Annotated in this window: 19 protein-coding genes and 1 pseudogene; 10 read left to right on the top strand and 10 right to left on the bottom strand. The window is 74.5% G+C overall.

The features are described 5' to 3' along the window. Positions 1–112: 112 nt before the first annotated feature. From ACZ3ZE_RS32435 to ACZ3ZE_RS32425, 3 genes are all read left to right on the top strand, one after another. On the top strand, positions 113–769 hold the full coding sequence (locus ACZ3ZE_RS32435) for a class F sortase (RefSeq protein WP_361169955.1): 657 nt from the start codon (positions 113–115) through the stop codon (positions 767–769). Between the two features lie 1,015 nt (positions 770–1,784). Next, complete coding sequence (locus tag ACZ3ZE_RS32430; protein WP_361169952.1) at positions 1,785–3,176, top strand: aldehyde dehydrogenase family protein; 1,392 nt, start codon at positions 1,785–1,787, stop codon at positions 3,174–3,176. 29 nt (positions 3,177–3,205) lie between these two features. Continuing rightward, the gene (locus tag ACZ3ZE_RS32425) at positions 3,206–4,285 is read left to right on the top strand and encodes a Zn-dependent alcohol dehydrogenase (protein ID WP_361169949.1); all 1,080 of its coding nucleotides are present in this window, start codon (positions 3,206–3,208) and stop codon (positions 4,283–4,285) included. Positions 4,286–4,438: 153 nt separating this feature from the next. On the opposite strand, the gene ACZ3ZE_RS32420 is transcribed toward ACZ3ZE_RS32425, so the two are convergent. The 3 genes from ACZ3ZE_RS32420 to ACZ3ZE_RS32410 form a co-directional block, all read right to left on the bottom strand. Further along, entirely contained in the window at positions 4,439–5,347 is a 909-nt protein-coding gene (locus ACZ3ZE_RS32420) for a DMT family transporter (protein WP_361169946.1), read from the bottom strand. Positions 5,348–5,447: 100 nt separating this feature from the next. Further along, positions 5,448–6,143 carry an ArsR/SmtB family transcription factor gene (locus tag ACZ3ZE_RS32415; RefSeq protein ID WP_361169943.1) on the bottom strand — a complete coding sequence of 232 codons (696 nt, stop codon included), beginning with the start codon at positions 6,141–6,143 and terminating at the stop codon, positions 5,448–5,450. 49 nt (positions 6,144–6,192) lie between these two features. After that, positions 6,193–6,849, bottom strand: a complete 657-nt coding sequence (locus tag ACZ3ZE_RS32410; protein ID WP_467261646.1) for a TetR/AcrR family transcriptional regulator — start codon at positions 6,847–6,849, stop codon at positions 6,193–6,195. Between the two features lie 65 nt (positions 6,850–6,914). Between ACZ3ZE_RS32410 and ACZ3ZE_RS32405 the strand changes: the two genes are divergently transcribed. The 3 genes and pseudogenes from ACZ3ZE_RS32405 (at position 6,915) to ACZ3ZE_RS32395 (ending at position 9,095) form a co-directional block, all read left to right on the top strand. After that, the gene (locus ACZ3ZE_RS32405; protein ID WP_467261644.1) at positions 6,915–8,066 is read left to right on the top strand and encodes an acyl-CoA dehydrogenase family protein; all 1,152 of its coding nucleotides are present in this window, start codon (positions 6,915–6,917) and stop codon (positions 8,064–8,066) included. 113 nt (positions 8,067–8,179) lie between these two features. Next, positions 8,180–8,392: pseudogene (locus ACZ3ZE_RS32400) on the top strand (YiaA/YiaB family inner membrane protein); the annotation flags it as partial. A 76-nt stretch (positions 8,393–8,468) separates the two neighbouring features. Further along, positions 8,469–9,095 (top strand): TetR/AcrR family transcriptional regulator, encoded by a 627-nt coding sequence (locus ACZ3ZE_RS32395; RefSeq protein ID WP_361169934.1) that lies wholly within the window; start codon positions 8,469–8,471, stop codon positions 9,093–9,095. Here the strand turns inward: ACZ3ZE_RS32395 and ACZ3ZE_RS32390 are convergent. Beyond that, positions 9,086–9,547: a MaoC family dehydratase gene (locus ACZ3ZE_RS32390; protein WP_361169931.1), complete on the bottom strand. Its 462-nt coding sequence runs from the start codon at positions 9,545–9,547 to the stop codon at positions 9,086–9,088. The genes ACZ3ZE_RS32395 and ACZ3ZE_RS32390 overlap by 10 nt on opposite strands. A gap of 139 nt (positions 9,548–9,686) precedes the next feature. On the opposite strand from ACZ3ZE_RS32390, the gene soxR reads away from it, so the two are divergent. After that, entirely contained in the window at positions 9,687–10,148 is a 462-nt protein-coding gene (gene soxR, locus ACZ3ZE_RS32385; protein ID WP_361623250.1) for a redox-sensitive transcriptional activator SoxR, read from the top strand. A 128-nt stretch (positions 10,149–10,276) separates the two neighbouring features. Here the strand turns inward: soxR and ACZ3ZE_RS32380 are convergent, their stop codons facing one another. The 6 genes from ACZ3ZE_RS32380 to ACZ3ZE_RS32355 all read right to left on the bottom strand — a co-directional run bounded on the left by ACZ3ZE_RS32380 (position 10,277) and on the right by ACZ3ZE_RS32355 (position 17,118). Next, a complete protein-coding gene (locus ACZ3ZE_RS32380) occupies positions 10,277–11,350 on the bottom strand; it encodes an RNA ligase (ATP) (RefSeq protein ID WP_467261642.1) in 1,074 nt (357 codons plus the stop codon). Positions 11,351–11,500: 150 nt separating this feature from the next. Next, positions 11,501–12,235: a 3-keto-5-aminohexanoate cleavage protein gene (locus ACZ3ZE_RS32375; protein WP_363292113.1), complete on the bottom strand. Its 735-nt coding sequence runs from the start codon at positions 12,233–12,235 to the stop codon at positions 11,501–11,503. Then, positions 12,235–12,846 carry a hypothetical protein gene (locus tag ACZ3ZE_RS32370; RefSeq protein WP_361169922.1) on the bottom strand — a complete coding sequence of 204 codons (612 nt, stop codon included), beginning with the start codon at positions 12,844–12,846 and terminating at the stop codon, positions 12,235–12,237. The genes ACZ3ZE_RS32375 and ACZ3ZE_RS32370 overlap by 1 nt, the downstream gene beginning before the upstream one ends. 148 nt (positions 12,847–12,994) lie before the next feature. Further along, positions 12,995–14,299, bottom strand: coding sequence for an alpha/beta hydrolase family protein (locus tag ACZ3ZE_RS32365; RefSeq protein ID WP_467261640.1), 1,305 nt, complete (start codon positions 14,297–14,299; stop codon positions 12,995–12,997). A 71-nt stretch (positions 14,300–14,370) separates the two neighbouring features. Further along, positions 14,371–15,744 carry an erythromycin esterase family protein gene (locus ACZ3ZE_RS32360; protein ID WP_467261638.1) on the bottom strand — a complete coding sequence of 458 codons (1,374 nt, stop codon included), beginning with the start codon at positions 15,742–15,744 and terminating at the stop codon, positions 14,371–14,373. Between the two features lie 75 nt (positions 15,745–15,819). Next, on the bottom strand, positions 15,820–17,118 hold the full coding sequence (locus tag ACZ3ZE_RS32355; RefSeq protein ID WP_467261636.1) for an exo-beta-N-acetylmuramidase NamZ family protein: 1,299 nt from the start codon (positions 17,116–17,118) through the stop codon (positions 15,820–15,822). 153 nt (positions 17,119–17,271) lie between these two features. On the opposite strand from ACZ3ZE_RS32355, the gene ACZ3ZE_RS32350 reads away from it, so the two are divergent. The 3 genes from ACZ3ZE_RS32350 to ACZ3ZE_RS32340 all read left to right on the top strand — a co-directional run bounded on the left by ACZ3ZE_RS32350 (position 17,272) and on the right by ACZ3ZE_RS32340 (position 20,449). Then, positions 17,272–18,045 (top strand): SDR family oxidoreductase, encoded by a 774-nt coding sequence (locus ACZ3ZE_RS32350; protein WP_361169910.1) that lies wholly within the window; start codon positions 17,272–17,274, stop codon positions 18,043–18,045. A gap of 131 nt (positions 18,046–18,176) precedes the next feature. Next, entirely contained in the window at positions 18,177–19,826 is a 1,650-nt protein-coding gene (locus tag ACZ3ZE_RS32345) for an AMP-binding protein (RefSeq protein ID WP_361170254.1), read from the top strand. Positions 19,827–19,855: 29 nt separating this feature from the next. Then, a complete protein-coding gene (locus tag ACZ3ZE_RS32340) occupies positions 19,856–20,449 on the top strand; it encodes a TetR/AcrR family transcriptional regulator (RefSeq protein ID WP_361169907.1) in 594 nt (197 codons plus the stop codon). Positions 20,450–20,479: the final 30 nt, after the last annotated feature.

The following is a 20,479-nucleotide window of genomic DNA, read 5'->3' as shown; positions in this document are numbered from 1 at the left end:
CGCCTCCCCGAACGAGCGGAGCCCGCGCCGGCCCCACCCGCGCGGGCCTGCCTCGCGCAGACCCACCACCCGCAGGCAGCGCCGGCTCTTCAGGCTCGCCCGCACCGTCGCCGTGACCCTCACCCTGGTCGCCGGCGTCGTCTGGTGGGCCCAGGACGGGGAGCCGGAAGGGCCGGCCCTCGCGGCCGGCCCCGCCGCACACGGTGTGGCGCGGCCCGCCGCGACCCCGGGAGACCAGAAGCCGAAGAGCCTCCCGCGCGCGGCCCCCGCCACAGCGAAACCCCAGCCCCCACCCGCACCCCTGAGGCGATCCCGCCCCACCACCCTCGCCGTCCCCGCCATCACCATCGAGGCCCCCGTCGTCCCCCTGGGCCTCGACGCCTCCGGCGTACTCGCCACCCCGCCGATCGAGAACCCCCGGATCGTCGGCTGGTACGCCGAGGGCCCGACCCCCGGCGAGCGCGGCACCGCCGTCGTCGTCGGCCACCGCGACACCCGCACCGGACCGGCGATCTTCCTCAACCTCAACTCCCTCGCCCCCGGCAACACCGTTCGGATCGCCCGCGCCGACGGCCGCGTCGCCGTCTTCACGGTCGACCGGGTCCGTACGTACGCCAAGTCCGCCTTCCCCGACAAGGAGGTCTACGGCAGCACGGGCCGCCCCGAACTGCGCCTGCTCACCTGCGGCGGAACCTTCGACCGCAAGGCGGGCTACGAGTCGAACATCGTCGTCTTCGCCCACCTCACGGGCATCGACCGGGAGATCTGACCCCACCGGGGCGGCCCGCCGCCCCCACCCCGCCCCGGCGGGCCCACGCCACCCGGCGCGCGCCCGCCGGACACGGCGGCTCAACGAGGAGCGCCGCCGGGCAGCGCGAGCCCTTCCTCGGCACCGGCCTCTCGGACCGCCCGCTCGCGCGAACCGTCCTCGGCCACGCCGCTTCTCGGTCTCGCCCGCCATCGCGAGCATCGCCGCGCGGACCCGCGCGTGCCGCCACCGCGACCCGCCGGGCGGCCAGTGGCGAGTCATCGCCAACCCCTTCCGTACGCGCTGACCCGGCGCGCAACATTGGCCGTGGAGCTGGAAAGAGCCCGCGTCCGCCGCGTGGAGATCGTCCGGCACCAGCAACACGGGCCGCTCCGCAGCCGACTCGCCGAGCGGTCCGGCCGTCGCCCGGAACAGCCAGTCCCGCTCCTCCTCGGGGCCGCGCTCCGCCGCCGGGCGGACCCTGCCCAAGGACGGCAGCGGAGAAGCCGGTTCGGGACACTCCTCTCCCGCACCGGACCACTCCGTGGCCGGCCGGTCCGCCGGCCAGCCGTCCAGGGCCTCGGCGAGGTGACGCGTGGAGGGCCGCGCGCCCCTCCATGCCCAGGCCCGCGCCGCCGCACCGCTCGCAGCCGCCCCTCACCGGCCGGGCGGGCCCGCATCCTCCTCACCCGCAGGCCCCGCCGCTGCCGCGCCCCCCGTCGCCGACGGGCCCGGCAAGGCGGAACCCCCCAGTTCGCGGGCGGCAGGGCTGTCCGGGGTGCCCGTGGACAGGGTGGGACGCGGAGGGCGAGGATCGGGCGTCGGGCGTCGGGCGTCGGGCGTCGGCATCAGGCATCGGCCGTCGGGCGTCGGCCATCGGCAGGGCGGCCGACGCGGCGCCGGTCCGGCCGAAACTCGCGCGCTCGGGTGGCCGTCCCCGGCGGGGGAGAGGCCTGGCGTCCGAAAACTAACAGCGCTAGTTTGGGTGTCGGTCACGCGAGCAAGCGCGCCGCCCCGAGGTGTGAGGAGACAGCGGATGAAGGCCCACGACGCGATGTACATCGGCGGGGAGTGGCGCCCCGCGGCGTCCGCGGAGACGATCGCCGTGGTCGACCCCGCCGACGAGCGGGTCATCGCCCACGTCCCGGCCGGCACCGCAGAGGACGTCGACGCCGCCGTGCGCGCGGCCCGCGCCGCCTTCCCCGGCTGGGCCGCCACCCCGCCCGCCGAGCGGGCCGCCCGGATCGGCGCGCTGCGCGACGCGCTCGCCGCCCGCGCCGAGGAGATCGCCGCCACGGTGACCGCCGAGCTTGGCGCCCCGCCGCAGCTCGCCGCCGCCGTGCACGCCGGACTGCCGATCGCCGTGGCCGGTTCGTACGCCGAGCTCGCCGCCACCCACCCCTTCGAGGAGAAGGTCGGCAACTCGACCGTCTACTCCGAGCCGGTCGGCGTCGTCGCCGCGATCACCCCGTGGAACTACCCGCTCCACCAGATCGTCGCCAAGGTCGCCCCGGCCCTCGCCGCGGGCTGCACCGTCGTCCTCAAGCCCGCCGAGGACACCCCGCTCACCGCTCAGCTCTTCGCCGAGGCCGTCCACGCCGCCGGGGTGCCGGCCGGTGTCTTCAACCTCGTCACCGGCCTCGGGGCGGTCGCCGGGCAGGCCCTCGCCGAGCACTCCGACGTGGACCTCGTCTCCTTCACCGGCTCCACCGCCGTCGGCCGGCGGATCGGCGCCCTCGCCGGCGGCGCGGTCAAGCGGGTCGCCCTCGAACTCGGCGGCAAGTCCGCCAACGTGATCCTGCCCAGCGCCGACCTCGGCAAGGCCGTCGCCGTCGGCGTCGCCAACGTCATGTCCAACTCCGGCCAGACGTGCAGCGCCTGGACCCGGATGCTGGTCCCCGCCGAGCGGTACGAGGAGGCCGTCGCGCTCGCCGCCGAGGCCGTCGCCAAGTACGTCCCCGGCGAGCGCCTTGGCCCCCTCGTCAGCGCCAGGCAGCGGGACCGCGTCCGCGGCTACATCGAGAAGGGGATCGCGGAGGGCGCCCGGCTCGTCGCGGGCGGCCCCGAGGCCCCGCTCCCGACCGGCTACTACGTCGCACCGACCGTCTTCGCCGACGTCACCCCCGGGATGACCATCGCCCAGGAGGAGATCTTCGGCCCGGTCGTCTCGATCATCCGGTACGAGGACGAGGCCGACGCGCTCGCCATCGCCAACGGCACCGTGTACGGGCTCGGCGGCGCCGTCTGGGGCGAGCCGGACGAGGCCGTCGCCTTCGCCCGCCGCATGGAGACCGGCCAGGTCGACATCAACGGCGGCCGGTTCAACCCGCTGGCCCCCTTCGGCGGCTGGAAGCAGTCGGGCGTCGGCCGCGAGCTCGGCGCGCACGGGCTCGCCGAGTACCTCCAGACCAAGTCCCTGCAGTTCTGAGCGCCGTACTCACCCGAGGAGCCCCATCCGTGATCCGCGCCGCCGTCCTGCCCGCCATCGGCTCTCCCCTGGAGATCACCGGCATCGAGCTGCCCGAGCCGGGACCCGGCCAGGTCCGGGTGCGCCTCGCCGCCGCCGGGGTCTGCCACTCCGACCTGTCGCTGTCCAACGGGACGATGCGGGTGCCCGTGCCCGCCGTCCTCGGTCACGAGGGCGCCGGGACGGTCGTCTCCGTCGGCGAGGGCGTCACCCATGTCGCCCCCGGCGACGGCGTCGTCCTCAACTGGGCACCGTCCTGCGGCGCCTGCCACCACTGCTCGATCGGCGAGGTCTGGCTCTGCGCGAACGCGCTGGCCGGCGCCGCCGACGTGTACGCCCGCACCGAGGACGGCACCGAACTCCACCCGGGGCTCAACGTGGCGGCCTTCGCCGAGGAGACCGTCGTCGCCGCGAACTGCGTGCTGCCCGTCCCGGACGGCGTGCCGCTCACCGACGCCGCCCTGCTCGGCTGCGCCGTCCTCACCGGCTGGGGCGCGATCCACCACTCCGCGCGCGTCCGGCGGGGCGAGACCGTGGCCGTGTTCGGCGTCGGCGGCGTCGGCCTCGCCACCCTCCAGGCCGCCAGGATCGCCGGCGCCTCGACCATCGTCGCGGTCGACGTGTCGCCCGAGAAGGAGGCGCTGGCCCGGGCCGCCGGGGCCACCGAGTACGTCGTCGCCTCCGGCACCACCGCCAAGGAGATCCGGAAGCTGACCGGCGGCCACGGCGCCGACGTGGCCGTCGAGTGCGTCGGCCGCGCCGCCACCATCCGTACCGCCTGGGACGCCACCCGGCGCGGCGGCCGCACCACCGTCGTCGGCATCGGCGGCAAGGACCAGCAGGTCACCTTCAACGCGCTGGAGCTCTTCCACTGGGGCCGCACCCTGTCCGGCTGCGTCTACGGCAACTCCCACCCGGCCGAGGACCTCCCGGTCCTCGCCGAGCACATCCGCGCGGGCCGCCTCGACCTGAGCGCCCTGGTCACCGAGCGCATCACCCTGGAGGGCATCCCGGGCGCCTTCGAGAACATGCTCGCGGGCAAGGGCGGCCGGGCGCTGGTCGTCTTCTAGGAGTCCGCGTCCAGGACTCCTCCGGACCGGTCCCGGCACCCCCCCCGCGGGGCCGGTCCCGGCACCCCCCCCGCGGGGCCGGTCCCGGCACTCCCGCGGGGCCGGTTCCGGCACCCCCCGCGGGGCCGTTCCCGGCACTCCCGCGGACCGGTCCTAGCCCCGTACGGTCCCGGCCGGAGCCGCCTCAACGGGCTTCGGCCGCGACCGGGACACCGCCACGCCCGCCAGGCACAGCGCGCCGCCGCCCAGCGTGAGCAGCCCCGGCAGCTCGCCCAGGAACACCCAGGCCAGCAGCACCACCAGGGCGGGCACGGCGTAGGTCGTCGCGCCCATCCGGCCGGCGGTCGTACGGGCCAGGGCGTAGGCCCAGGTCGTGAAGGCGAGAGCGGTCGGGAACACGCCGAGGTAGACCATGTTGAGGGTCGCCGACAGCGGCGCCCGGCCCGCCTCCTCGACCAGCTGCCCGGCGAACGGCAGACAGGCCACCGCGCCGATCAGACACCCGAAGGTCGTCACCTGGAGCGCGCTGCCGTGCGCCAGCGCGGGCTTCTGGGCGACGACACCGCCGGCGTACGCGATCGCCGCCACCAGGCACAGCACGACGCCGAGCACCGACGCGTGCCCCTCGCCGGACATCGAGAGCCCGACGGCCACCGCGCCCGCGAAGGACACCGCCATGCCGGCGAGCAGCCGGGGCGGCAGCGACTCCTTGAGGAAGCGCGCGCCGAGCAGGGCGATCAGGATCGGGCCGATGTTGACGACCATCGCCGCGGTGCCCGCGTCGACCTCCTGCTCGCCCCAGTTGAGCACCACCATGTACACCCCGAACCACAGCAGCCCGGACACGCCGATGCCGCGCCAGGCGGCCCGGGGCGGGAGCCCTTCGCGGCGGATCAGCAGGACCGTGCCGAGGACCAGCGAGCCGGCGAGCAGCCGGCCGAGGGCGAGGGCGCCGGGGGAGTAGGCGGCGCCCGCGCTGCGGATCGAGACGAAGGCGGAGGCCCACAGGACGACGGTGACACCGGCGGCGGCGAGCGCGAGACGTGAGGTTCGGTTCGGCATGGACCGACCGTACGGCGCGGACCGTTCGGCGCTCACCGCAATATCGGGCGCAGCCCGCGTGGGCGGAACGGCTGCCGTGCCGCCTCCCGCGTCGACCGTCTCACCGCAGCGCCGCCGCCTCGATGCCCAGGCGCTCGCGCAGCGCCCGTTCCCCCTCGGGAGTCACCTTCACCGCCCGCTCCGACCCGATCCGTACGCACCACCCGGCGTCCAGCGCGTGCCGGCACAGCGCCGCCCCCGCGAGCCCGGCGAGGTGCTGCCGGCGCTCGGTCCAGTCGAGGCAGCCGCGCGCGACGGGCCGCCGCCCCTTGGGTACGAGGGTGATGCCGAGCTCCTCGAACCAGGCCATGCCCGGGTCGGTCAGCGCGAACCCGGTGTCCTGGCGCAGCAGTCCGCGCGCGGTCAGGGCGTCGGTGAGGGTGATGCCGAGCCGCCCGGCGAGGTGGTCGTAGCAGGTCCGGCCGCGGGCCATGGCCTGCCCGGCGCTCGCCGCCCGCAGGCCGAGCGGCGTCCGGGGCTCGGCCGGTTCGGAACGGGCGGCCAGCTCCTCGACGAGGTGCGCGATCCCGGGGTCGGCGAGCCGGACGTACCGGTGCCGCCCCTGCCGCTCCTCGGCGAGCACTCCGCCCGCGACCAGCTTCCCCAGGTGCTCGCTGGCGGTCGAGGGGGCCACCCGCGCGTGGCGGGCCAGCTCCCCGGCGGTCCAGGCGCGCCCGTCGAGCAGGGCGAGCAGGAAGGCGGCGCGGGTCTCGTCGGCGAAGAGGGCGGCGAACGAGGCGAGGTCTTTGGAGGCCATGACACCAGCATGGCGCAGCCATGGTTCGGCCGGGGCCGAACCATGGTGGTCAGTACGCCCGGTCGCCCCGCGCGTACTGCGCGAACTGCGTCCCGAGTCCGTCGAGCAGGGCCCGCAGCCCCGTGTCGAACGCGCCCTCGTCGACCTTCTCGCGCCGCTCCGCGAGGAGGTGGGCCTGGCCGAGGTGCGGGTAGTCGGCGGGGTCGTAGGCGGTTTCGTCGTCGACGAAGCCGCGGGCGAAGGAGCCGAGGGCGGAGCCGGTGACGAAGTAGCGCATCAGGGCGCCGATGGAGGTGGCCTGGGCCGGTGGCCAGCCCGCGCGGACCATCGCGCCGAAGACCGCGTCGGCGACCTTCAGGCCGGCCGGGCGGCGGCCGGGGCCCTGGGCGAGGACGGGGACGATGTGCGGGTGGTCGGCGAGGGCGGCGCGGTAGGAGACCGCCCAGTCGTGCAGGGCGGTGCGCCAGTCGCGGGGGTCGTCGGCCGCGAACATCGACAGGTCGATCTTGGCGCTGACCGCGTCCGCGACCGCGTCGAGGATCTCGTCCTTGGTCCGGAAGTGGTTGTAGAGCGAGGGCCCGCTGACGCCGAGTTCGGCCGCGAGCCGCCTGGTCGAGAGGGCGGCGAGCCCCTCGGCGTCCACGAGCGCTCCCGCCGTCTCGACGATGCGGTCTCGGCTGAGGAGGGGCTTGCGCGGTCGGGCCATGGCGCACATAGTAGGCCTGGCCATGAAAACTAGCAGTGGTAATTAAATGAGGATGGGGTGGCGCGGTGAATCTGGAGCTGAGCGAGGAACAGACGGCCGTACGACGGCTCGCCGAGGACTTCGTCGCCCGTGAGGTCGCCCCGTACGCCGTCGAGTGGGACCGGGCCGAGAACGTCGACCGGTCGATCGTGAAGAAGCTGGGCGCGGTCGGCTTCCTCGGCCTGACCATCCCGGAGGAGTACGGCGGCTCGGGCGGCGACCACCTGGCGTACTGCCTGGTGACGGAGGAACTGGGCCGGGGCGACTCCTCGGTGCGCGGCATCGTCTCGGTCTCCCTCGGCCTGGTCGCCAAGACGATCGCCTCCTGGGGCGACGAGGAGCAGAAGCGGAGCTGGCTGCCGCGGCTCGCGTCCGGCGACGCGATCGGCTGCTTCGGCCTGACCGAGCCGGGCACCGGCTCCGACGCCGGGAACCTGGCCACCCGGGCGGTCCGCGACGGCGACGCGTACGTGATCGACGGCAGCAAGATGTTCATCACCAACGGCACCTGGGCCGATGTCGTGCTGCTCTTCGCCCGCACCGGGGACGCCCCCGGCCACAAGGGCGTCTCCGCGTTCCTCGTGCCCACCGACACCCCCGGCCTCACCCGCCGCACCATCCACGGCAAGCTGGGCCTGCGCGGCCAGGCCACCGCCGAGCTGGTCCTCGACGGTGTCCGGGTGCCGGCGAGCGCGATGCTCGGCCCCGAGGGCAAGGGCTTCTCCGTCGCCATGTCCGCGCTCGCCAAGGGCCGCATGTCGGTCGCCGCGGGCTGTGTCGGCATCGCGCGGGCGGCGCTCGACGCGGCGGTCCGGTACGCGGGGGAGCGCGAGCAGTTCGGCAAGCCCATCGCCTCGTACCAGCTGGTGCAGGAGCTGATCAGCGACATCGCGGTCGACGTGGACGCGGCCCGGCTGCTCACCTGGCGGGTCGCGGACCTGGTCGACCGGGGCGAGGAGTTCGCCACGGCCGCCTCGAAGGCCAAGCTGTTCGCCTCGGAGGCCGCCGTCCGCGCGGCCAACAACGCCCTCCAGGTCTACGGCGGCTACGGCTACATCGACGAGTACCCGGTCGGCAAGCTGCTGCGGGACGCGCGCGTGATGACCCTGTACGAGGGCACCAGCCAGATCCAGAAGCTGATCATCGGGCGGGCGCTGACGGGGGTCTCGGCGTTCTGAGTATCCGGGGAGTGTCCGGGCGGAGTATCCGGGGCACCCCCTGAGTATCCGGGGCGCCCCCTGAGTATCCGGGCGGATGTGGCGCCGGCCACATCCGCCCGATGCTGTCCGGCATGAGCGAACACCCGGTCAAGCAGCAGCAGAACACCCCCGCCTACTACGTGCAGGCGATCCTCTCCTTCGGCGTCGCGCTCCTGGCCGTGACGGTCGGGATCTACCAGCTCGACGCCAGCGCCTGGGTCCGCGGCTTCCTCGCCGTCGCCGTCCTCTACCTCACCACCTCCGCCTTCACCCTCGCCAAGGTCGTCCGCGACCGGCAGGAAAGCTGAGCCGCCACGCTCTAAGCGCTTGCTCACCTTCGTTGTATGGTGTTCGTCCCGAAGGCCCGACGAGGAGAGTGCGATGAGCGTGACGGAGGAGACGCCCGGCGGCGAGGACATGCCGTGGGGCGAGGTCACGCCCGAAGCGGCCCGGCGGCTGCTGGTCGCCGCCGTCGAGGCGTTCGCCGAGCGCGGCTACCACGCCACGACGACCCGTGACATCGCGGGCCGGGCCGGCATGAGCCCGGCCGCGCTCTACATCCACTACAAGACCAAGGAAGAGCTGCTCCATCGGATCAGCCGGATCGGCCACGACAAGGCCCTGGAGATCCTGCGGGACGCCGCCGACGGGCAGGGCACGGCCGCCGAGCGACTCGCCGACGCCGTACGGTCCTTCGTCCGCTGGCACGCCGAGCGGCACACCACCGCCCGGGTCGTGCAGTACGAGCTCGACGCCCTCGGCCCCGAGCACCGCGCCGAGATCGTGGCGCTGCGCCGCGAGTCGGACGCCACCGTGCGCCGGATCCTCGACGAGGGCGTGGCGGCCGGGGAGTTCGACGTCCCCGACGTGGCCGGCACCACCGTCGCGGTGCTCTCCCTCTGCATCGACGTCTCCCGCTGGTTCAACACCCAGGGGCGCCGGACGCCGGACGAGGTCGGCGCGCTCTACGCCGACCTCGTGCTGCGGATGGCGGGGGTTCAGAAGTAGTAGCGGGAGACCGACTCGGCGACGCACACCGGCTTGTCGCCGCCCTCGCGCTCCACGGTCACCGTCGCCGTCACCTGCACCCCGCCGCCGGCCTCCGTCACCTCGGTGAGGACGGCGGTGGCGCGCAGCCGCGAGCCCACCGGCACCGGGGCGGGGAAACGCACCTTGTTGGTCCCGTAGTTGAGACCCATCCGCATGCCCTCGACGCGCATGATCTGCGGGACCAGGGTCGGCAGCAGCGACAGCGTGAGGTAGCCGTGCGCGATCGTCCGCCCGAACGGGCCGGTGGCGGCGCGCTCCGGGTCGACGTGGATCCACTGGTGGTCGCCCGTCGCGTCGGCGAACTGGTCGATCCGCTTCTGCTCGATCTCCAGCCAGTCGCTGTGGCCCAGCTGTTCGCCGACCCCGGCGCGCAGTTCCTCGGCGGAGGTGAAGATCCTCGGCTCGGCCATGTTCCCGCTCCCTCTCGTCCCGGTGGTGTTCCGGTGGTGTCCCGGTGAAGTCCCGTGATGTCTAAGCGCTTGCTCAGCATGTGGGGGCGGACGACCTCCTGTCAACGCACCGGAACATCCCTCGCGTAGGCTCCACCGGGTGCCGCAGATTCCCGAGAAGATCCACGAACTCACCGTCGGTCAGCTGTCCGCGCGCAGCGGAGCGGCCGTCTCGGCCCTCCACTTCTACGAGTCCAAGGGCCTGATCAGCAGCCGCCGCACCAGCGGCAACCAGCGCCGCTACGGCCGCGACACCCTGCGCCGCGTGGCCTTCATCCGGGCCGCCCAGCGGGTCGGCATCCCGCTCGCGACCGTCCGCGACGCCCTCGCCCGGCTGCCCGAGGAGCGCACGCCCACCCACGAGGACTGGGCGCTGCTCTCGGCGACCTGGCGGACCGAACTGGACGAGCGGATCAAACAGCTCGGCCGGCTGCGGGACCACCTGAGCGACTGCATCGGCTGCGGCTGCCTCTCGCTGCAGAACTGCGTCCTGTCCAACCCCGACGACGTCTTCGGCGAGCAGCTGACCGGCTCGCGCCTGATGTCCGAGCGCAGGGCCTGACACACGGCACGTGTCACACGGGACCCGACACACGGGGCCCGACACACGGCACCCGACCCACACAAAGGAACGAGCGGGGACCCGCCACCCCCGTGGGCGGGCCCCCGCTCGGCTCTGTGGCGGGCGGGTCACTCGTACTCGGTGCCGCCCTTGCGGGTCAGATACGCAGGGCTGACCGCCTTCGCGATCGCCCGCCCGCCGACGACCGGGCTGTGCCGCTCGGCCGCCGCGCGGATCACGACCCCCTCGCGCAGGTGCAGTTCCCGCCCGGAGACCGTCTCCCGGCCGCTCGCCAGCGCGAGGACGGTGTCGAGGTCGTACGGGCCGGAGTACAGCCGCGGTACGAGGGGCAGCTCGCCCGGCTCCAGGACCTCCGCCGGGTCCAGCCACCGGACCCGGCCGTCGATCTCGGCGCACAGGTCGAAGAGCGCGAACCCGAGCCCGTCCTCGACGCGGGCGTTCGCCCCGTACGCCAGGTCCTGCACCCCCGCCCCGTACACCTCGCCGAAGAGTCCGACGCGACGCGCCCCGAGCCGCTCGGCGAGCCGGGCCGCGACGGCCGGGAGGCCGTGCCCGAGGACGGCGCGCCAGTACAGGTTGCGCGGGTCCTCGCGCAGGGCCAGGCCCTTCGCGCCGAAGCCCTTGGACGAGACGAGCGTCCGGCCCTCCTCGGCGAGATGGGTCACCAGGCAGGCCGTGCCGTGCAGCTTCTCCGTCAGGACCACCGGCTCGCCCGGCGCGAAGACCTCCGGGAAGCGGTGCAGGTTCTCTATCTCCACCCACGGCAGCAGATCCGGCGCGGACTCCACGTCCCCGCTCATCGTCGGCGGCACCGGCGGCGCCCACTTGACGATCCCGAGCAGCTCGGCGAAGTCCGTCCCCTCGGCCGCCGCGCGGACCAGGTCCAGCCCGTCGAGCGCCTTGGGCCGGCACACGATCCCCTGCGACAGCTCCCCGCGCAGCCGCACCGCCTTCACCCGGTCGCCCGCCTTGCCGGCCAGCCGCCCGGTGAGCCCCAGCTCGTCGACGAGGGCGAGCGGCAGCACCGCCTGCTCCGGGATGTAGAGCGCCACGTCACCGGTCCGGTACCCGCCCTTGGCCACGATGGCCCGGTACAGGCCGACCTGCGCGAGCTCCAGCGCGTCGGCGTTGGGGTGCTCGTGCACGGTCAGGGTCTCCGCGGTGACGCGCAGGGTCGACATGTCAGGACTCCGGTCGCTGGGTGGGGTGCGGTGGCGTGGTCATCGCCGCACACTGTGCCCGGCGCGAATTCCGCTGGGCGACCGGTTTACCCGCCTGCTAGCGTCGCCCCTTTCCGGCGGGAGCACGCTCGGAGCACGACCGCGTCAGGCCTATGTCCCCGCCGTCCGGGCCGGGACCGGCGCCGCCAGCGCCGCCGACACCAGCTCGGCGTTGGAGCGGGCCGGGCTGCCGTCGGGCAGCAGCAGCGTGTCCTCCAGGCCGATACGGGTGCCCAGACCGAGCTGCCGGGCCAGCCGCAGCAGCGGCCAGGCGGTGGCGCCGGAGCCGTGCAGCAGGACCGGGCGGGAGTGCGGGGAGCGGGCCAGGGCGGCCAGCAGGGCGCGGGCCGTGGACTCGGCCGTCGCGGGGGAGGGGTCCGTCACCTCGGCGTGGACGCGCAGCACCCGCGGGGCCAGTGAGGAACGCAGGAAGCGGGCCGGACCGTCCGTGCCGGAACGCAGACAGGCCTCGACGGCGACGCCCCGGCCGAGCAGGGCGGCGGCGAGCGCCTCGGCCCCGGGCTCGTGCCAGTTGACGCAGGCGTGGTCGGGCAGTGCCGTCCAGGCGCGGACCCGGGCGAGCCGGCGTACCGGGTCGGGCTCCGAGCGGACCCCGGTCGTCACGCCCACCGGCACGTCCACGGCCGCGCGGATCGCGGCCAGCGTCTCGGCGAGGACCCGCGGCGAGAGGGTGTCGCCGCCGCAGGGGGTCTTGGGGTGCACATGTACGTCGTCGGCACCCGCGGCGACGGCGGCGGCCGCCGCCTCGGCCATCGCGACCGGGGACATCGGCACCGCGGCCGAATCCCCGGGCCCGTGGCCCCCGTTGAGACAGACCTGGAGCATCACGCCACCGACGCCAGTCGCGGCAGCGCGTCCCCACGGGTCCGGGCGAGCGCCCGGGACGTGAGGACGGCCCGGGGTATCAGCACCCCGCAGTCCTCGCACACCGGCCCGAACCACGGCTCGTCCCGCAGCTCCGCCCGCCACTCGATGCGCGGCCCAGCGCAGACCGGGCAGTCGTCGCCCGGCCCCCGCTTCAGCGCGGCCACCAGCCGCCCCACCACCTCGGGCAGCGGCGCCTGCGGATGGCGGGCGGGATCGTCGCAGCGGGCCACCCCGTTGCCGCCCCAGATCCGGCGGTGCCACTCGTCGAGCGCGCCCGGCCGGCGCAGCCCGCCGTGTTTCTCCCGCCGCCTGCGCTCGGCGAACTCCGCCTCGTACGCGAGCCACACGGCCCGCGCCTGCTCCAACTCGTCCAGGGCGGCCACCAGTCGCCCCGGATCGGCTTCCCGGTCCTCCGGACCGAAGCCGTGGCTCCGGCACAGATGGTCCCAGGTCGCCCGGTGACCGTAGGGCGCGAACCGCTCAAGGCACTTGCGCAGCGAATACCGCCGCAAGGCCGTGTCGCTCCCCGGATCACGGACCTGTCTCGCGAGACTCCGGAACCCAGCCATCGTCTGCCCACCTCCGTCGCTGGCACTTCGGCGATATGAGAGGGACGAACGGGAGCCGCTTCGTGTTCCATCGAAAATCGGATGGCGGCCGTCGGCGGCCCTCCGACGGCCGGAACCGGCCCCCCGCGCGGGCCCGCCGATCCGCCGCTCAGCCGCCGAAACGCCCCGCCCTCGCCACCACCCCGGCCAGCTCCGGGTGGCAGACGTCGCTGTGCTCCGACACCACCTCCGCCGCGTCCACGCTCACGCACCCCGACCCGGGCAGCCCGTCCCGCAGCACCGCACCCAGGGTGCGGGCGGACGCCCCGGGAACGGCCTGAATGCCGTCGTAGCCGACCGCGCCCCACCGGCGCCCGTCCTGTCCGAGGAGCGCGTCGTCGTCGCGCGACAGCCGGGAGGCCAGCGGATAGAACACCCGCAGCGCGGTGTCGTGGCGGGAGTGACAGGCCACCAGGGGGCCGTCCACCCGGCGCTGGAGGTCCGGCAGGGAGCCGCCGCGGCCGGGGGCGTGCGGGAGGCGGGCGGCGAACGCGTAGTGCGAGAAGGCGCCCTGGAGGAGGGTGACCGACTTCACGGTGCGGGTGCCGTCGGGCAGTCCCAGCAGGGCGTGCGCGACCAGCCGGCCGCCGAAGCTGTGCCCGGCGAGGTGGACGCGCAGACCCGGGGCGGTACGGGCGAGTTCGCCGAGCACCGGGCCGAGGCCCCGGGCGCCGACGACGCCCGCGCGGCGCTTCATCGTGTAGTACGTGGCCTGGCGCAGCGCCTCCTTCGCGCCCTTCCACAGCCGCTTCACCCGGTCGCCACCGAACAGCGCCTCGCCGTCCGAGCCACCCTCGCCGCCCTCGCCGTACGAACCCTCTGACTCCTCCGACCCCTCTGACCCCTCTGACCCCTCTGACCCCTCTGACCCCTCCGACCCGTCCGATCTCTCCGAGCCGTCCGCGGCGGCGAACGCCGCGTACGTCGTCAGCGGGTCGGCGACGAGGAAGGCCGGGACGTCGGCGTCCGGGCCCAGCGACCCCGGCCGGTCCGTGTCCGTCAGCTCCCGCAGCAGCGCGGCGAACTCGGCGAACGCCGACTCCCGCGCCGGTTCCGTGCCGGTCAGCTCCGCGAGCCGCGCCACCACCGCCGTCTTCCCGGGCACGGTGGCCGCGAGGGAGGTGAAGTCGGGGACGGGCTCGTCGGAGAACATCATCGAGGGCCAGACCACCCCCGCGTAGCCGAGCCGCACCCCGGGCCCTTGGAGGCCGGGGAAGGGGGCGAAGAACGCCGAGTAGAAACGGGTCGCCACGGCAGGCGTGTTGTTCCAGCCGTGGGCGAACACCAGCAGATCCGTGCAGCCTTGGCGGGCGAGCTCCGCGAGCCCGGCCGCCTGTCCGGTGGGCCCGCCCGGGCTGTCGCCGTCCTTGTCGAAGGTGATCTCGCGGTACGGCCCGACACTCATCCCGGTCATGGCCCCGTCCCTCCGCGTCGAGGTGTGCCGTCGGCACCGGGATTCTTCCCCCGCGGAGGGACGGGCAGTCGTCAGCCGAGGTACCGCGCCGCCGAGATCTCGGGGAAGTGCACGACGGCGTCGTACGCGGTCGAGAGCCGTACCCGTACCACGTCGCCCTCCCAGGGGAACGCCGTGCCGATCGACCGCGTCGGCCGGGCCGCCGACAGCCACTCCCGGGCGGCCGGGGTCGCGGTCCGCAGGTCCAGCAGGAAGGGGCGGGACGAGACCCGGTCGAGGACCCGCTCGTTGCTGTCGGCGCCCAGCGGGCCGACGGTGAACTCCCGTACGGGTTCGCCCGGAGTCCCCGTGTCGTGCGCGTTGAACGAGCCCCGCCCGAAGGTGGCGCCGATGGTCACGTACCGCTTGCCGAGCGCGTCCCGCAGGAACGCGCCCTGGACGCGCGGGTACTGGTCGGGATGGGTGGTCTCGTAGCCGATGTGCCCGTCGTGCGCGGACAGCACCATCCGGTCGCCGGTGCGGCGCTGCCACCACACCGTGTTCTCGGCCATGATCCGGTCGCGGTAGAGCATCGCCTGCGCGACCTCGTCCTTGCCGCTCTCGCCGGTCAGGTCGTACGCGTACTCCGTGCCGACCTGGGCGATCGCCCGGGCGTGCTGCACCGCCCACGCGTGCGCCTCGCGGGCCGCGCGGGCGGCGCGGTCATTCCCGGCCGGCTGCTGCCGCTCCAGGAGGGCGAGGGCCCGGTCGGCGTCCGCCGCCATCGCCCTGCGCTCGGCCAGCGGCCTTGCCAGGTAGGCGTTCATCCAGGCGTCGACGGTGCCGGTCGGCCGGGATCCCCGGTAGAGCTCCCGGAAGCGGGGGAGCAGCTCGGGCCGGGTCCGGGCCACGTAGTCGGTGACCCGGTCGAACAGGCCGGGGCCCGCGTAGCCGAGGTCGTTGCCCATGAACCGCACCGGGTGGTCCGGGTGGCGCTGGTTGTGCCGTCGCATCCAGGTGAACAGGTCGAGGTACTCCTCGGTGTTCCAGAAGCCGTACGCGTTCTGGAACTCGTCCCGCATGATCTTCCGGATGTCGCCCTTGCCGGAGCGCACGTAGTCGTCGACGAGCAGGCCGGTGCTCCAGTTCGCCTCCAGGGCGAAGGTGGTGAACCCCTGCCGCTCCACGAGCTGTTCGAAGATCCGGTGCTTGGCGCGGAAGAACTCGCCCGAGCTGTGCGTGGCCTCGCCGACGCCGACGACCTTCGCGTCGCCGACGATCCGTTCCAGGGTCCGGGTGTCGGTCAACGGGCGTGCGGTGGCCGCGAGTTCGCGCGCCGGATCGGGGTTGGGTGGCCCGTCGGCGAGGGCCGGGGTCGTGGGGGCGAGCAGGCCCACGCACAGGGCGGCGAGCAGGACGGTCAGGGGGCGTCGGCGGAGGCGTCGGCGTCGTAAGGAAGTGCTCATGACCTCAGCCAACCCGCCGGGGGCGGGCCGGGACATCCGGCCCGCCCCCGTGACCGTCCGGGGGTCACCCCCCCGTCAGTGGTAGAGCAGGTACTCCCGCCGCACCGTCCGGAACGCCGCCAGGTCCGTCTCCCAGGCCGCCGCCACCTCGTCCGCCGTCGCGCCGGCGTCGATCAGCGTGCGCACCCGGCTCGAACCGGTCAGCTTGTCGATCCAGTTGTCCGGCCGCCACGCGAATCCGCTCCAGCTCCGGCGCGCGGTGACGAGCAGCGCGATCCCGGTGCGTACCGGGTCGAAGGCCGCCGGGTCGTGGACCATCAGCTGGAGCCCGCCCACCGTCTTCCCCTGGAACTTGGAGAAGGTCGGCGCGAAGTACGCCTCGCGGAAGCGCACCCCGGGCAGCTCCAGGGCGTTCGCCGCCGCCGCCCACCGGCCGTCGATCCCCTCCGCGCCGAGCAGTTCGAACGGGCGGGTGCTGCCGCGTCCCTCGGAGAGGTTGGTGCCCTCGAAGAGGCAGGTGCCCGCGTAGACGAGCGCCGTGTCGGGCGTCGGCATGTTGGGGCTGGGAGGCACCCACGGCAGCCCCGTGGCGCCGAAGAACTCCCCGCGCCGCCAGCCGGTCGCCGTCACCGTCTCCAGCTCCACCGGCCTCGCCAGGAACTCGCCGTTGAAGAGGCGGGCCAGCTCGGCCACCGTCATCCCGTGCGCCTGCGCGATGGGCTCGCGCCCGACGAAGGTCGCGTACGCCCGGTCCAGGACGGGGCCGAGCGCGGCCCGGCCGGTCACCGGGTTCGGCCGGTCCAGGACCACGAAGCGCTTCCCGGCGCGCGAGGCCGCCACCATGCAGTCGTAGAGCGTCCAGATGTACGTGTAGAAGCGGGCGCCGACGTCCTGGATGTCGAAGACGACCGTGTCCACGCCCGAGGCGGTGAACACGTCGGCGAGCGGCTGACCGCTCTTCAGGTACGTGTCGTAGACCGGAAGCCCGGTCGCCGGGTCGTCGTACCGCCCCTCCGAGCCGCCGGCCTGCGCCGTGCCGCGGAAGCCGTGCTCGGGGCCGAAGACGGCGACCAGGTCGACGCGTTCGTCGGCGTGCATCACGTCCACGATGTGCCGGGCGTCGGCGGTGATGCCGGTCGGGTTGGTGACCACGCCGACCCGCTGCTCGGCCAGCCGCGCGTACCCGTCGGCGGCGAGCCGCTCGAACCCGGTGCGGACCCGGTGGCCCCGGGCGCCCTCCCCGGCGGCGCCGCCCGGGGCCGCGTGCGCCGTCGCCGACCCCGTAAGGGCCGCCGCGGTCGACCCCGTACCGGCCGCCGCCGCGGCGCCGAGCGCACCGCCCGCGGCCAGCAGGTCACGTCTGGACAGGCTCATGCGGAAACCTCCTTGATCGCCTTCCCTGACATGGCCACGCACGCTAGCGCTCCACCGGGCCGCGCGGAACGAGGCGTACCGCCGGAGTCTTCCCCGGCTCCATACCGACCGGTTAGTCTGCCCGCACAACCGCAACGGAGAGGTGGGCCGCCGATGAGTACGGTGCAAGGCGTCGAGGGCGCCGCAGTGGTCGTCACGGGCGCGGGCGGCGGCATCGGCGCCGCACTCGCCCGCAGGTTCGCCGCCGAAGGGGCCCGGGTCGTCGTCAACGACCTCGACCCCGGCCGCACCAAGGCCGTCGCCGACGAGATCGGCGCCCTCGCCGTCCCCGGGGACGCCTCCGGGATCGTCGAGGAGGCCCGCGCCGCGCTCGGCGGCACCGTGGACGTCTGGTGCGCCAACGCCGGACTCGCCTCGCCCGGCGACGCCTTCGCCGACGAGGAGGTCTGGGCCGCCGCCTGGGACGTCAACGTCATGGCCCACGTCCGGGCCGCCCGCGCGCTGCTGCCCGACTGGCTGGAGCGCGGCACCGGCCGCTTCGTCTCCACCGTCTCCGCCGCCGGACTGCTCACGATGATCGGCGCCGCCCCGTACAGCGTCTCCAAGCACGGCGCGTACGCCTTCGCCGAATGGCTCTCCCTGACCTACCGCCACCGCGGCCTCAAGGTCCACGCCATCTGCCCGCAGGGCGTGCGTACGGACATGCTCACCGCCTCCGGAACCGCCGGCGAACTCGTCCTCGCCCCCACCGCCATCGAGCCCGAGGACGTCGCCGACGCCCTCTTCGACGCCATGGCCGCCGACCGCTTCCTCGTCCTGCCGCATCCCGAGGTCGCCGACTACTACCGGACCCGGGCGACCGAGCCCGAACGATGGCTGGGCACCATGAACCACATCCAGCGGAAGTGGGAAGGGGCGGGCGCGTGAGCCGGCAGGAGCGAGAGCAGGGGCAGGGGCAGGGTGAGGGTCAGGGCCAGGAGCGGGAGCGGGAGCAGGACGAGGGGCAGGGTCAGGAGCGGCACGCGCCGGAGTCGTACGGCGTCGGCGGTACGGGATCGATCTACGCCGCCAAGCCCTGGCTCGGGCGGCTCAGCGCGGCCCAGCGGGCGCCCATCAGCCCGCCGCCCACCACCCTGCACGCCTTCCGTGCCGCCGCCGCGCGCACCCCGGACCACCCGGCCCTCGCCTACTTCGACGGCCGCGTCTCCTACCGCGAGGCGGACGCCCTCTCCGACTCCGTCGCCGGACACCTGGCCGCCCGGGGCGTCGGGCGCGGCGACCGGGTCGCGGTGATGCTCCAGAACAGCCCGCACTTCGTCCTCGCCCTCCTCGGCGCCTGGAAGGCGGGCGCCACCGTCGTCCCGCTCAACCCGATGTACAAGGCGGGCGAGGTCGGCCACGCCCTGCGGGACTCCGGCGCCACCGCGCTGGTCTGCTCCGACCGCGCCTGGGACGCCTTCCTCCGCGACACCGCCGCCGAGGCCGGCGTCCGGACCGCCCTCACCGCCTTCGAGCGCGAGTTCCAGACCCGCGACGACCCCCGCGTCCTCGGCTTCGACCAGGTCGCGGCCGACGCCCTCCAGGGTGCGGAGGACCTTCTCACGGTCGCCCGCGCGGGACACCCGGCACCGGAGGGGCGCGAGCCGGCCACCGACGACATCGCCCTGATCAGCTACACCTCCGGCACCAGCGGCACCCCCAAGGGCGCGCTCAACCTGCACCGGGGCATCGTCCACAACGCCGAACGCCAGCGCACCGGCCACCCCGTCCCCGAGGGCGCCGTCTACTTCGCGCTCGCGCCGCTCTTCCACATCACCGGACTCGTCTGCGAGCTCGGCGCCTGCTTCGCCAACGGCGGCACCCTCGCCCTCGCCTACCGCTTCGAGGCCGGCGTCGTCCTGGACGCCTTCCTGGAGCACCGGCCCGCCTACACCGTCGGCCCCTCCACCGCCTACATGGCGCTCGCCGCCCACCCGGACGCCACCCCCGGCCACTTCTCCTCGTTCCTCGTGATGTCCTCGGGCGGCGCGCCCGTGCCGCCCGCGCTCGTCGAGAAGTTCCGCGCCGGCTTCGGCCCGTACCTGCGCAACGGCTACGGCCTCACCGAGTGCACCGCCCCCTGCGCCTCCGTGCCGCCGCAGTCCGAGGCGCCCGTCGACCCCGCCTCCGGCACCCTCTCGGTGGGCGTCCCCGGCCCCGACACCGTCGTGCGGATCCTCGACGAGAACGGCGCCGAGGTGCCCTTCGGCGAGCAGGGCGAGATCGCCGTCCGCGGCCCCCAGGTCGTCCCCGGCTACTGGCGCCTGCCCGAGGCCACCGCGGCGACCTTCCCCGACGGGGAGCTGCGCACCGGCGACATCGGCTTCATGGACGCGGACGGCTGGCTGTACGTCGTCGACCGCAAGAAGGACATGATCAACGCCTCCGGGTTCAAGGTCTGGCCGCGCGAGGTCGAGGACGTCCTCTACACCCACCCGGCCGTCCGCGAGGCCGCCGTCGTCGGCGTGCCCGACGCCTACCGCGGCGAGACGGTCAAGGCGTACGTGAGCCTGCGGCCCGGCGCCGATGCGGGTCCCCACGAGCTCTCCGCCTACTGTGAGCAGCGGCTCGCCGCGTACAAGTACCCGCGCGAGGTCGAGATCCTGGCGGAGCTGCCCAAGACGACAAGTGGGAAGATCCTCAGGCGGGACCTGCGGTCCCGGAAGTGAGCACCGGCATGGACGAAAGAAGGCGGAGCATGGCCAGGACGACGGACGGCAACGGGGTCCCCGTCCCCCAGAGGCTCCTCGCCGCCGCCACCCGGCTCTTCGCGGAGCAGGGCTACGACCGGACCTCCGTCCAGGAGATCGTGGAGGCGGCGGGCGTCACCAAGGGCGCCCTCTACCACTACTTCGGCTCCAAGGAGGACCTGCTCCAGGAGGTCTACTCCCGGGTGCTGCGCCTCCAGCAGGAGCGGCTCGACGCCTTCGCGGGCGCCGACGCCCCGGTGGAGGGGCGCCTGCGGGACGCCGCCGCCGACGTCGTCGTCACCACGATCGAGAACCTCGACGACGCCGCGATCTTCTTCCGTTCCATGCACCACCTCAGCCCGGAGAAGAACAAGCAGGTACGGGCCGAGCGGCGCCGCTACCACGAGCGGTTCCGTGCCCTGATCGAGGAGGGCCAGCAGGCCGGGGTGTTCTCCGCGGCGACCCCTGCCGACCTGGTCGTCGACTACCACTTCGGGTCGGTCCACCACCTGTCCACCTGGTACCGCCCCGACGGCCCGCTCACCCCGCAGCAGGTGGCCGACCACCTGGCCGACCTCCTGCTGCGGGCGCTGCGCCCGTAGCCCGCCCCGGCGGGACGGGCGGGAGCGGCG

The organism is Streptomyces sp. NPDC023157 (assembly GCF_055560575.1).
The sequence above is the reverse complement of the archived record's forward strand: the minus strand, read 5'-3'. Positions and strand labels throughout refer to the sequence as shown.

Bases quoted from the DNA above. Each gene is read 5' to 3' on its own strand.
- ACZ3ZE_RS32420 (WP_361169946.1), bottom strand. From the start codon at position 5,347: ATGCCGAACCGAACCTCACGTCTCGCGCTCGCCGCCGCCGGTGTCACC.
- ACZ3ZE_RS32365 (WP_467261640.1), bottom strand. From the start codon at position 14,299: ATGACCGGGATGAGTGTCGGGCCGTACCGCGAGATCACCTTCGACAAG.
- ACZ3ZE_RS32390 (WP_361169931.1), bottom strand. From the start codon at position 9,547: ATGGCCGAGCCGAGGATCTTCACCTCCGCCGAGGAACTGCGCGCCGGG.
- ACZ3ZE_RS32415 (WP_361169943.1), bottom strand. From the start codon at position 6,143: ATGGCCTCCAAAGACCTCGCCTCGTTCGCCGCCCTCTTCGCCGACGAG.
- ACZ3ZE_RS32340 (WP_361169907.1), top strand. From the start codon at position 19,856: ATGGCCAGGACGACGGACGGCAACGGGGTCCCCGTCCCCCAGAGGCTC.
- ACZ3ZE_RS32355 (WP_467261636.1), bottom strand. From the start codon at position 17,118: ATGAGCCTGTCCAGACGTGACCTGCTGGCCGCGGGCGGTGCGCTCGGC.
- ACZ3ZE_RS32395 (WP_361169934.1), top strand. From the start codon at position 8,469: ATGAGCGTGACGGAGGAGACGCCCGGCGGCGAGGACATGCCGTGGGGC.
- ACZ3ZE_RS32350 (WP_361169910.1), top strand. From the start codon at position 17,272: ATGAGTACGGTGCAAGGCGTCGAGGGCGCCGCAGTGGTCGTCACGGGC.
- ACZ3ZE_RS32360 (WP_467261638.1), bottom strand. From the start codon at position 15,744: ATGAGCACTTCCTTACGACGCCGACGCCTCCGCCGACGCCCCCTGACC.
- ACZ3ZE_RS32410 (WP_467261646.1), bottom strand. From the start codon at position 6,849: ATGGCCCGACCGCGCAAGCCCCTCCTCAGCCGAGACCGCATCGTCGAG.
- ACZ3ZE_RS32430 (WP_361169952.1), top strand. From the start codon at position 1,785: ATGAAGGCCCACGACGCGATGTACATCGGCGGGGAGTGGCGCCCCGCG.
- ACZ3ZE_RS32375 (WP_363292113.1), bottom strand. From the start codon at position 12,235: ATGCTCCAGGTCTGTCTCAACGGGGGCCACGGGCCCGGGGATTCGGCC.
- ACZ3ZE_RS32380 (WP_467261642.1), bottom strand. From the start codon at position 11,350: ATGTCGACCCTGCGCGTCACCGCGGAGACCCTGACCGTGCACGAGCAC.
- ACZ3ZE_RS32370 (WP_361169922.1), bottom strand. From the start codon at position 12,846: ATGGCTGGGTTCCGGAGTCTCGCGAGACAGGTCCGTGATCCGGGGAGC.